General features: G+C 51.7%; 10 protein-coding genes. 3 read left to right on the plus strand and 7 right to left on the minus strand.

The genetic code is table 11. The features are described from left to right. Positions 1-83: 83 nt before the first annotated feature. Positions 84-887: a LytTR family DNA-binding domain-containing protein gene (locus tag FH871_RS20255; protein WP_138993186.1), complete on the minus strand. Its 804-nt coding sequence runs from the start codon at positions 885-887 to the stop codon at positions 84-86. Further along, positions 868-1,914 (minus strand): sensor histidine kinase, encoded by a 1,047-nt coding sequence (locus FH871_RS20260; RefSeq protein ID WP_138993187.1) that lies wholly within the window; start codon positions 1,912-1,914, stop codon positions 868-870. The genes FH871_RS20255 and FH871_RS20260 overlap by 20 nt, the downstream gene beginning before the upstream one ends. A 464-nt stretch (positions 1,915-2,378) precedes the next feature. Here FH871_RS20260 and FH871_RS20265 point away from each other — a divergent pair, with 464 nt between their 5' ends. Continuing rightward, positions 2,379-2,558: a hypothetical protein gene (locus tag FH871_RS20265; protein ID WP_138993188.1), complete on the plus strand. Its 180-nt coding sequence runs from the start codon at positions 2,379-2,381 to the stop codon at positions 2,556-2,558. A gap of 101 nt (positions 2,559-2,659) precedes the next feature. Here the strand turns inward: FH871_RS20265 and FH871_RS20270 are convergent, their stop codons facing one another. Together FH871_RS20270 and nfi are read right to left on the minus strand one after the other, a co-directional pair. Then, positions 2,660-3,562, minus strand: a complete 903-nt coding sequence (locus FH871_RS20270; RefSeq protein ID WP_114405159.1) for a manganese catalase family protein — start codon at positions 3,560-3,562, stop codon at positions 2,660-2,662. A gap of 203 nt (positions 3,563-3,765) precedes the next feature. Next, positions 3,766-4,470 (minus strand): deoxyribonuclease V, encoded by a 705-nt coding sequence (nfi, locus tag FH871_RS20275; RefSeq protein ID WP_138993189.1) that lies wholly within the window; start codon positions 4,468-4,470, stop codon positions 3,766-3,768. Positions 4,471-4,604: 134 nt separating this feature from the next. Between nfi and FH871_RS20280 the strand changes: the two genes are divergently transcribed. Next, the gene (locus FH871_RS20280; RefSeq protein ID WP_138993190.1) at positions 4,605-5,318 is read left to right on the plus strand and encodes a hypothetical protein; all 714 of its coding nucleotides are present in this window, start codon (positions 4,605-4,607) and stop codon (positions 5,316-5,318) included. Positions 5,319-5,340: 22 nt separating this feature from the next. On the opposite strand, the gene FH871_RS20285 is transcribed toward FH871_RS20280, so the two are convergent. Next, the gene (locus tag FH871_RS20285) at positions 5,341-8,277 is read right to left on the minus strand and encodes a carboxypeptidase-like regulatory domain-containing protein (protein ID WP_171062901.1); all 2,937 of its coding nucleotides are present in this window, start codon (positions 8,275-8,277) and stop codon (positions 5,341-5,343) included. 260 nt (positions 8,278-8,537) lie between these two features. On the opposite strand from FH871_RS20285, the gene FH871_RS20290 reads away from it, so the two are divergent. Beyond that, complete coding sequence (locus FH871_RS20290) at positions 8,538-9,026, plus strand: hypothetical protein (RefSeq protein WP_138993192.1); 489 nt, start codon at positions 8,538-8,540, stop codon at positions 9,024-9,026. Here FH871_RS20290 and FH871_RS20295 read toward each other — a convergent pair. Both FH871_RS20295 and FH871_RS20300 read right to left on the minus strand, forming a co-directional pair. Continuing rightward, on the minus strand, positions 8,971-10,107 hold the full coding sequence (locus FH871_RS20295) for an AraC family transcriptional regulator (RefSeq protein ID WP_138993193.1): 1,137 nt from the start codon (positions 10,105-10,107) through the stop codon (positions 8,971-8,973). The genes FH871_RS20290 and FH871_RS20295 overlap by 56 nt on opposite strands. 117 nt (positions 10,108-10,224) lie before the next feature. After that, on the minus strand, positions 10,225-10,632 hold the full coding sequence (locus tag FH871_RS20300) for a hypothetical protein (RefSeq protein ID WP_138993194.1): 408 nt from the start codon (positions 10,630-10,632) through the stop codon (positions 10,225-10,227). Positions 10,633-10,924: the final 292 nt, after the last annotated feature.

Raw genomic sequence — 10,924 nt, forward strand, 5'->3', positions numbered from 1 at the left:
CGACACAAAACTGCCTGAAAAAAGCCGTTGCCCCAACGCAGTGGCCACCGAATCGTTGAGTTTTGCCTCCGAAGCGTCGGATTTCACTCCCCTAACCAAATCCGAAACTCCCCGGCTTTTTCCCGGCTGACGATCACTTCTTCCTCGAAAACCGGGCGCAGGCTCACTTTGAGTTTTCCGTTAAAATAGAGATTCACTTTGTCGATGGCCCGCAGTTCGGCAATGATCTGGCGATTCAGTCGAAAAAACCGGTTGGGGTCGAGCAGGGTCGAGAGTTCGTCCATCGTATAGTCGATCATCCATTCGTGTTCGTCGCGGGTTTTGAGGAACGACAACTTGTTTCGGGTGAAAATGTAGGCCACGTCTGACAGGGGAACCGAAAAAAGCCGTTGGCCCTGCTTGACCAAAAACCGGTCGCGATACGCGGGTTCGGCTGATGCGGGACGCTCTTCCGTAGACGACGAGGTCGCCAACTTCCGCAGCAGCTTGTCCAGCGAGGTTTTCAGGCCGTCGGGCTGTTCGAGAAAAGCCTCTTTCATCGTCCGCAGTTTCGTCAGGGCGCTCCGCAGGTCGTCTTCCTTGACCGGTTTCAGCAGGTAATCGATGCTGTTGACTTTGAACGCTTTCATGGCGTATTCGTCGTAGGCCGTCACGAAAATGACCGGACTCGAAACCGACACCCGGTTAAAGATTTCAAAACTCTGGCCGTCGGCCAGTTCGATATCCATCAGAATCAGATCCGGTTTGGGGTGGGTTTGCAGCCACTCCACCGACTCGTCCACGCTGACCGTCATCCCGGCCACGGTCGCGTCGGGTTCAACTTCCTGCACCAGCCGACGGAGTTTCCGGGCGGTGGCTTCTTCGTCTTCAACGATGAGAATAGTCATAAGCAGTCACTTCAATCAAGGGAATCATGACCTGAAAACAGTCATCGGTTTGACGAACCACCACCTCCGGTTGTTTCAGGAGCCGGTATTTGGTTGTGATGTTTGCCAAACCCGTACGGTTTGAAGGAATCACATTCTGTTTCTTTTGTAAACTATTGACCACAAACAAGTTCTGTGCTTCATCGGTATAAATCCGGATCAGTAGCGGTTTGGTGGGCAACGCAACATTGTGCTTCACGGCGTTTTCCACCAGCAGTTGTAGCGTCAGCGGTGGCACGAGAAAGTCGAGATACCGCTCTTCGACGGTTATGTCGAGTTCGACACTGCGGCCAAAACGCATTTGCAGCAAATTGAAATACGCCCGAATAAAGGTTAATTCATGGTCCAAGCTCGTCAGCAGTTGCTCGTTGGTTTGCAGCACGTAGCGATACACCGACGCCAGTTCTTCAATAAACCGCTCCGCCTGTTTGGCATCTTCGGTCACCAGCGACGACAGCGTACTGAGGCTATTGAACAGAAAATGCGGATTAATCTGCGCCTTGAGCGAATCGAGCTGGCTTTGCAGGTTTTCTTTTTTGAGTTGCTCGGCTTCGTAATAGGTCGTCCACCACTGGCGGTAGAGGTGCTGCCCCTCATACAGGGCGGCAATCGGCAGGGTGAATAAAAACGAGACCAGGGTTGTCACCCAGTAGGTTCCGCCCGGCAAGGGATAGCCCCAGAATTGGGTCACATCGTAGAGATACGTCACCGTCACCCGCTGAATAATCGTAGCGCCTACAAACCAGCTCAGTTCCAGCAGAATCCGCTTCGTAGTCTGGTTAAGCCGGGGAAACTTCCGGCGGGCCAGCAGGATTCCCTGCCGGTTCACTTCCAGCAAAACCGTCCACTCGATCAGACTAATCAGCAGGGCCTGCAACCAGGTGATGTCTTCGGGGCCATTGTCGGGCTGGTAAAAAACGAAAGTAGCCACCACCGATACCACCAGGATGCCGATCAGGCGCAACCATCTGTCGTTCAGTTTTTCCATTGTTCCGTAAAGATGCTACAAAAGCCGCTGAACCGAAAGATGAGGTTGCTGAAGTGTCGGAAAGGGACGCTTGGGTGTTGGAATTGCAGATCTAAAATGAAACATGCAGTATTTACCCAACTTTTTGGTGACGATTTGAAAGGATCAACGTCTAACTACCATGCCAGATGTCGTTTAGAGATATGTCGAATTCAAAAGCGTATTATAGGCTACTGCATCTTGAAGCCGAACAACTGGAACTAATTGGTTTGGTATTGCAAGTCGAACTGGCCCTTTATGAGATACAGGAATTTCTGTATCTGACGAGAGAAAAAAGAGATTTTGAGAGTTATATTTACAATGAGATCATTGCAAGCCAAGTCCGCCTTAAAAATAGCATTCAACGGTATCACCGTGAATTGGAGAAATAGAACTAGATATTTCACACTGCCGATTCATGCTGGAACGCATAACCAATACCGATTATGTTGAATCCTCAGGAAAAGACGAAACAAATTGAAATTGCTTATTCGGCGGTTGATCGGGCGAATGATCTTCTTACTAAAATCGCCTTGAAGACTGCTCAATTAGATCGTGATGTCAAAAAGCTCAAAAATGTACTATCTGAGCGCCTGGCTGAGCAAGAAGATCAGCAGCAAAAATAGGTTTGGAATCCGGTTTTCCGATCCGGCAGAAAACCATTCACCGAAAACGCCCGATTGTTCCAGTGAACAATCGGGCGTTTTTCGGTGAATAACAGGTTCCCTTACAATTTGATCCCCATCTTCTTCGCCATATCGGCGAACATTTCCGGATCGATTTCGTCGTCACCGGGTGCGTTGAGTTGGGGTTCTGCTTCCAGATCAGGTGCCGGAAACCCTTCCGGACTTCCGAACACAACCTCCACTTCCTGCCCATCGTCAGGGTGCGTTCCGTTCCAGATCAGCCCGGCAGTTTGGTAATCTTCCTTGCTGAACGTATACAGTTTCAGGTGCAGTTTATTTTCCATAAACTTTTTCGCTTCCGGGAAGGCGTTGTTGCTCAGGTTCGGAATCGGCAGCAGCTTGGTTACTTCCACCCCCGTCAGTTTTTCGAGCGCTTTGGCATAGGCTACCACGTGTAAACCGCCCCGCACCAGCAGATAGCCGATCATGGTCCGCGCCGTTGGGTCGCTTACCATCTCGTAGACTCGCATTTTATTGGCACGAGCCCCGCATTCCAGAAAGAAATTGTGCAACAGATCCAGCTTCAGATTGCCGCTGCTGAACACATTGTCGCCCGTCCAGAAATGACCCATCGAATCCATCGGCAGGGCGGCCTGACCGCTGGCAATAAAATGGTGGGTATTGCGGGCATTAACCGCGTCGGCCAGGGGCGCCGTGGTGGGGTCGAAACCGCGTTTGCTGGCCCCCGTCAAAAGCAGGTTGACCGTATACGCGACGACTTCGATATGACCATATTCTTCGCCGGCAATGCTGCTGATGACATCGTAGAACGGACGAATTTTCTTGCGGCCCCTGAAATTAAAAGACTGGTAGGTGTAGTTCATCAGGGTCGACATTTCCCCGAATTTTCCACCGAGGAGTTCCTGAACCGCAGCCGCATCATTCGGCGACGGATTGCTGGGGGTAGGTAGCTCAATTGGCAACCGATCCATTTTCAAAATCATAACTGGAGGGAATTAGAGTGAGAATAACTTATGTACTCTACTCCAACAGTCCCCCTGCCCGATGGTTGTTTTTTTCATTTTCTAAAAAAAACACCATCCGCTAACTCGTTAAGCAGAAGACCTTTTTGCAAAACCGCCCTCCGGGTTGTTATCCAACGGCCCGGCAGCGGGCTCCTGAAACCATTCCTGAAGGCCACTGATTGTCAGTCCGGATTTCGTTCCCCGCGTCGCAGGGCGTTGACGAGGTTGTGCGTCAGGCGGGTGGGTTCGGGAATCCGGTAGCCATAGCCCCGGCGGGCGCCGTCACACTGCAACGTCAGCGCTATGGCGGTTTCCAGATCGATTAGATGACCAGACGACACGTAGACCGGGTTCACCTTGTTTTTGGTTCGCAAAGCCGCCCCGATGGTTTCGCCGTAATGTTTCATCGGCGACCACGCGCCCCGCTCCGGGGCTGGTTCGTCGTATCGGCCAACCAGAACCGACTTGGCACACCCGAACGTGGGTCGGTTCAAAAACAGGCCACCGTGCGAGGCAATGCCAATCCGGCGCGGATGCGCGATGCCCTGGCCATCGAACATCACGACATCGGGCTCGGTTTTCAGTTTCGACCAGGCTTCGAGCAGCGACGGTATTTCCCGAAACGACAGCAATCCGGGAATGTACGGAAACGTGGCCGAGCTGACTACGCCCACTTCTTCAACCACTTCCAGCGTATCGAGCCGTAAAACGACAATACCAGCATACACCGTCTCCTCGAATTTGTTGAAGGAAATATCGCAACCGGCAATCGTTTCCACGGGTTTAATGAGTGGTTGAATCCGGATTTCGTGCCGCAGTTGCTGTTGCAGGGCGACGGCTTCGGCGGGGGTTACGGTCCAGTCGTGGAGAAGTTGGTAGGTGGCCATGAATGTGGTTTCGATGCATATCCCTAACTCCCATTGACCGTCCGAAGTTTAAAGCCCTGCCTAAGCAATGGCATTTTTGCTTGACTATCTGCATTTTTCCGTTAGTTTTGACGCCAAACCTTCTTGTTGACATCATGAAAAAAGCAATTCTTACTCTCCTGCTGCTGCCTGCTCTCTCCTGTTGGGCCACAGCCCAAACCACGCCTACAGCCGATGAAATCATTGCCAAATACCTGATGGCCATTGGCGGCAAGGATTTTCTGGCTACGATCGACAACCTCAACATCCAGATGTCGACCGAAATGCAGGGCAATCCGATGGTGATTACCCTGAAACAGAAAGCCCCCAACAAGTACGTACGGGTCATGGTTGCCAACGGCATGGAGGTGTTTAAAATGACCAGCGACGGGACCAAAATTGCCACGGGCGGTATGCGCGGAGGCAGTCAGGTACTGGAAGGCAAAGATGCCCAGCAGGCACTTATCCAGGGCACGCTGTTTCCGGAACTGCATTTTGCCGAAATGGGAATTAAAAGCACCGTGGAAGGAACGGAGAAAATTGCAGGAAAAGATGCGTACAAAGTGAAACACACGACCGCCGACGGCGCGGTTCTGTGGACGGATTATTATGAGGCCGGTTCAGGGTTGAAAGTTCAAACCGTGGCGACCCAGAAGTCCCCGCGTGGCGAAGTAGAACAAACCATTCAATATGGTGATTACAAAGATTTTAAGGGATTGAAATACCCAGTCTCGTTTTCCCAGAGCATGGGGCCGATGCAGATGCAAATTGCTGTCGACAAAGTTAAAATCAACGACGGCGTCAAAGATTCGGAGTTTGTCGTAAAATAACCCCGTCAGGCCCCTCACCCTGTCAGGGTCTGCGACCGCTGACAGGGTGGGCGGGTTCCACTTCTTCCACTTTCACGTAAAACCGGGTTTCGTCCACCTCAAAATCATCGGCGGTCAGGTTGGGGAGCGTCATCGTTTGCCAGATGGTTGTGGGCGTGATGAAGTCGTAGTGATTTTCGGTTTTAGTCACCCGAATGGGCATCCGAAAATTGGACACATCGGCTTTCCAGCGATACCTCACGACTAAATCCTGCGCCTTTTCCGTCAATTGAATCTCCAGCGTTGGAATTGTCGTATACTTCAGGTACTGATCAAAGAACCAGTTGTAATCCGTCCCGGTTTTTTCATTCATATACCCGACCACATCCTGGGTCGTCACGGTTTGTAACCGAAACCGTTCCTGGATTCCTTTCAGGATCTCAGCCCAAAGCCGGTCGTTGTTGAGCATGTGCCGAAAGGTGTACAACATCAGACTGCCTTTGGAATACATATCACCGATGTCGTAATGAATGTGGTTGACATCCCGAACGCCGATAATCGGCTCTTTGCCAATGACCTGCGGTGGAAGTGATGCGATATAGCCCAGTTCGCCATCTTCCGGAACCGCCGAGTCCAGGTAAAACCCTTCTGAATAGGTGGCAAACGCTTCGTGTATCCACATATCGGCCAGATCGCGGCAACTGACGTTATTGCCCCACCATTCGTGCGCTACTTCATGCCAGGCCAATTGCATAATTCGAAGGGAATCCACCGGACTCAGCGAATCGGCGCGTTCAGCGGGTAATTTCCCAAACGAAACCGCGCTCTGGTGTTCCATCGGGTAGAGCGATTCCATCAGCTTCAACCCATCGCGCGGAAACGGATACGGGCCGTAGTGTTTCTCCAGCGTCGTCAGCATCGGTTTAACCCCATCGAAAACCCAGCGGAATTTCTCCTGGTTGTAGGGCATACAATAGTAATCCAGCGTCAGCGAATCCGGGCCGTAGGTTTCGCGCCGGTGGGCATATTTTCCGATGTTCAGCGTTACGTTATAGTTGTTGATCGGATAACTTACGTACCACTCATAATTCGTCCAGTGGTCTGGCAAGGCGGTTTTGCGCAACAGCCGACCATTTGAAATGTTCATCAGATCGTCTGGCACGGTCACGCTGATGCGCATGCTGTCGGGTTCGTCGGAGAGGTGGTCTTTGTTGGGCCACCACAAACTGGCACCCGATCCCTGACAAACCACCTGCACCCACGGATTACCTGCCTGGTCTTTATCCCACAAAAAACCGCCCATCATCGGCACCGAAAAATCCGGAACCTGCGGTGTGCCCGAATAATCGATTTCCAGTTCCGGCTCGCTGCCCGCCTTGAGCTGTTCGGGAAACTGCACAAAAACCGCATTGAATTCCCGCGTGTAAGCCAGCGGTTTTCCAGCGTACGAAATCCGGTGAATCGCCATGTTGGCGTACAGGTCTAGCTGTAGTTGGTCCAGTGGATTCAAAACCTTAAACCGCATCCGGTTTTTGCCGCTGATCGCCTTGTTTTCAATATCTACCTTGACTGCCAGATCGTAGAACGTCACGTCATAATTACTGCGCAAAGGCGTGAGTTTACCGCGCAGCGTATCGGCGCGGGTAAAACCGTTCTGTCGGTTCGGAATTCGGATATTTACAGAATCCTTCCGACCCATTGCGGGACGGATGATCTGACTAGTACCAAAAACCGTATCGACCGAAACCGCCTTTTGAATGTTGTAGTTTTCCCAGAAATTCGGATCATTCTGCTCACCGATCAGCGTGTTCATCGAGTTGCGGTTCTCGGCGATGTCGCCTTCGGCAAAAGGAGCAATGCCTTTTGCCACCACATCCGTGACCGTAAAACTGGTGGCTACTTTCCAGATTTTATCGACGATTTTCCGGGATGCGCTGTTAATCCGGGCTTCATAGCCTCGTTCCACATTGTTCAGGTGCCAGGTGTTCCCATGCTTTGTATACGTAATAACTTCCTTAAAATCAGAGAGCTTAAAATTCTGTTTATACACGACGGACGCTATTTTTTTCAACAGCCAGTCGTTGCTGTTTTCCTTGTCCAGCCCCGCCTGGCTGATCTGCAGTTCGGAGCGAACAAACGCCATCGTCTCGGCATCGATGTAAAATTTGCCCGTTGCATACGATTTCCGCTTCGGTTTCCCCGGCCGGATTTCAACGACGTAGGTTGTCCGGTCAGCCGTCAGCGTACTCAGCCTGAAATCGTAATGTTTGAAATTCCGCTCGTTGAGAATGCTGTTCTTATGAATGGGCTGCTTGATAAAATCAGCCATCAGCGAATTTCGTGCGCCGTTGCTCAGGTTAATAATCGGCGGCAGGTTGTACTTGGTTAGTTTGTAATTCTTTTTGCGGCCTTTTAGCAACTTCATCTGATCTTTCTGCTCCGACTGGTTATAAGCCGCTTTATAGACCGACAATACGGCTTCGTTGAATGTCATCGGCTCGTTGTCGAACCGGGCGTCTTCCCGGTAAAAAGCGGTCATCTGCACCGAGGTGGTGTCATAATTGCGCGGAATAGCGGCAATGGCTTCCCGCAGCATAGCGACGGCGGTTTTTCGCCGGGTCTGCACCCGCACTTCGTCCAGCGTAATGGCAGCCGCTTTTAACCGGATCACCAGATTTTGATTTTTTGCCAGTACAATCGGTTGCGTAAAGGACTGATAGCCCACACTGGAAACTTTCAGACTGTCACGGTCAAACTCGTTCGGCACCTTCAACAAAAAGGCACCGACGACGTTGGAAACCGTACCCATGCTCCGCCCCACCACCGAAATCCCCGCAAACGGAATGGGTTCGCCGGTCTCCTGATTGATGACTTTCCCGGAAAGTGTCAGGAAACCGGCCTGGGCATTGGCAATCACTGTCAGCAGGGAAAAAAGAAATCCGAAAATGGAGGTTAGGCGGAAATTGGCTGAATACGTCATCTGGCTTGTTGTTTGCAACAAAACAAGCCAAATGCCCGATCTCAGTCTGCTCAAATCCGGATTTGAGAGGAAATTTAACCGGATTTGGCCTTGAACAGGCTCATACGCACCCTGAAAGGGTGAGATCATTAACCTGCGGTTTGTCCGTGGGTTTTTCTACGGCGGATTCCGATCGGCGGCCCCCCATCGGCGGATGCCTATCGCGGATTCCCATCGAATTAACCACTCTGCGGACGCGCCCACGGAAAAACCGTGGGTTAATGATTCCACCCTTTCAGGGTGTTTTATACATCGGGCCGTCGCCGGGTACGGTCATTCTGCACCCACGGTTTTACCGCGGGCTAGTGATTCCACCCTTTCAGGGTGTTTTATACATCGGGCCGTCGCCGGGTACGGTCATTCTGCACCCACGGTTTTACCGCGGGCTAGTGATTCCACCCTTTCAGGGTGTTTTATACATCGAGCCGTCGCCGGGCATGGTAATTCTGCACCCACGGTTTTACCGCGGGCTAGTGATTCCACCCTTTCAGGGTGTTTTATACATCGAGCCGTCGCCGGGCATGGTAATTCTGCACCCACGGTTTTACCGCGGGCTAGTGATTCTACCCTTTCAGGATGTTTTATACATCGGGCCGTCGCCGGGCATGGTAATTCATCCGGCTAGTGGTCCTATCTCTTTGGGGTATTTTGTCTTTACACCGCCTGCCGGTTCAAATATTCTTTCGGAGCAAAACCGGTCATTTGTTTGAACGTCCGCTGGAACGTGGCCTGGGAATTGAAACCGCATTCGAACGCAATACCGGTCAGCGTCAGATTGGCACTGACCGAATCATTCAGCCGTCGTTTGACGTCCTCCACCCGGTATTCATTGACGAACGTGTTGAAACTCTTGCCGAGGTGTTGATTCAAAACCGCTGAAACCGTTTTGGCCGGAAGCCGCAAATGCCGCCCGACTTTCTCGACAGTCAGTTCCGGGTCGAGGTAAAGCTGAGCGGTTTCCATCGCTTTGATCAATCCACTCGTCGTTTCTTGAATCAACTCGTCGGGCAGGCTCACGGGGCTGGTTTTGCGAATGGGTTCGGACAAAACCGTATGTCGGGCGTGGAAATACCCGCCCAATCCCAGCCAGTAGATCATCACCGCAATCGGAATGTAGAGCGGATACCAGCCAAACGCATCCAGCAGGGCGTTGCTGGTTTGGGGAAGAATATACGGAATCAGATGCAGAAACCAGATCGTTTGAAAGGCCGCAAAAACCATCAGAAACTGCCGCAGCCAGCGTACGCCCGCCCGCTGTTGTGCCGTCAGGTCGGAATTCGTTTTCTGAAACCGGGCCAGCCAGCGGTAGGACAACAGGCCATAAAGAGTTACAGAAATCCAGCGTGGAATGTCAGCGTATTTATCGTAGGTATCCATCCAAGCGCCCACCTGCCGGTTGTCAGTGTGTTCAAAAAAACCGAACAGCAAGCCGAAGAGGAAAATCCAGGCCATCAATTTGCTCCCAAAGTCGATAATAACCGGCCAGAAATGCCGCCGTTCGCGTTTGCCCAGCCGAAAGTCGGGCTCCAGCAACGAACGGGTATAAAAATACATCAGCGGCCCCAGCGGCATGATAATGATCAGCGGAACGAAATCGACAAACAGATTGATCCACGGGTTCATGATCGGAATGCCAACCGCCAGACTGGCCAATGCCAGTAAACCCACCAAAATCGCCAGCAAACGGTTTGGGAGCCGATTGCCTTTGCGGTTGAACCACAACAAAGCCGCCAGGATGAAACCCTGCGCCGTACCTAGCAAAAGAATTAAATCCAGTGGAGGTATAGTCATATGGCAAATTACCGAAAAGATTGGCACCGCTCAAGGTTCCCGAACTGACTTTTCTCACAAAAAATAAAACCCGCCTTCTGCAATGAGAAAGCGGGTTTGAGATCAGAATCCGGGCGGTTAACGACGGCCATATACCGGACCACGATTGGAGCGATTGGATTGTTGAAAGGCAATCCATTTTTGAAGCTGCGATTTGTTCAGGACATCCAGCATCTCATTCTGCTTTTGGGCCTGAATCCGTTGGTACATCTTTGGATTGCGACGTTGCAGGCTGATATTCTCGCGGCTATCGTAGCGGTCTTCGATGCGTTTCAGTTCCTTTTCCTGTTTCCGCGACAGGTTGACGATGGCATCCAGCCAGTCGATCTTGATGTCTTCCTTCACATCGTCGTAACGTGAACCGGGATTGGTGTTGCCATACGGGGCCTGATTGCGATTTGCGCTGGGGTTGTATGTGCGTTGAGCCATTGAAACGCCGGTACTTAAAAGGGCTACAGTTGCGAGGGCAATGATGGTCTTTTTCATGTTCGTGATTGTTTATTTGTTCGTTACTGAAGGTTAGAATCCCAATCGGGGGCTGCGTTTAACCGGGCATTCGGGCATTCGACCGGGAGCCGGTTTTTCCCGATCAGCCGGGCGGTTTCACCGATCAACCTGCTGTGAACTGTACGCCGGGGACGGGAGTTGTTTCCGAAACCCAACCACTTACCAGGTGCCGCTGGCGGTTGCGGCCGATATCCCCCAACTTTAGGTTGCAAAGGTTTGTCAAGGGCAATCCCTTCGCGTATATTGGAATCGCTTTTCACCCTGCGCTCAA

The organism is Larkinella sp. C7 (assembly GCF_006149005.1).
Lineage (GTDB): Bacteria > Bacteroidota > Bacteroidia > Cytophagales > Spirosomataceae > Larkinella.

What these genes read in the sequence shown, in the direction of transcription:
- FH871_RS20285 (WP_171062901.1), bottom strand. Translation starts at nt 8,277, where the DNA reads ATGACGTATTCAGCCAATTTCCGCCTAACCTCCATTTTCGGATTTCTT.
- FH871_RS20300 (WP_138993194.1), bottom strand. Translation starts at nt 10,632, where the DNA reads ATGAAAAAGACCATCATTGCCCTCGCAACTGTAGCCCTTTTAAGTACC.
- nfi (WP_138993189.1), bottom strand. Translation starts at nt 4,470, where the DNA reads ATGGCCACCTACCAACTTCTCCACGACTGGACCGTAACCCCCGCCGAA.
- FH871_RS20290 (WP_138993192.1), top strand. Translation starts at nt 8,538, where the DNA reads ATGATTCCACCCTTTCAGGGTGTTTTATACATCGGGCCGTCGCCGGGT.
- FH871_RS20280 (WP_138993190.1), top strand. Translation starts at nt 4,605, where the DNA reads ATGAAAAAAGCAATTCTTACTCTCCTGCTGCTGCCTGCTCTCTCCTGT.
- FH871_RS20255 (WP_138993186.1), bottom strand. Translation starts at nt 887, where the DNA reads ATGACTATTCTCATCGTTGAAGACGAAGAAGCCACCGCCCGGAAACTC.
- FH871_RS20260 (WP_138993187.1), bottom strand. Translation starts at nt 1,914, where the DNA reads ATGGAAAAACTGAACGACAGATGGTTGCGCCTGATCGGCATCCTGGTG.
- FH871_RS20265 (WP_138993188.1), top strand. Translation starts at nt 2,379, where the DNA reads ATGTTGAATCCTCAGGAAAAGACGAAACAAATTGAAATTGCTTATTCG.
- FH871_RS20295 (WP_138993193.1), bottom strand. Translation starts at nt 10,107, where the DNA reads ATGACTATACCTCCACTGGATTTAATTCTTTTGCTAGGTACGGCGCAG.
- FH871_RS20270 (WP_114405159.1), bottom strand. Translation starts at nt 3,562, where the DNA reads ATGATTTTGAAAATGGATCGGTTGCCAATTGAGCTACCTACCCCCAGC.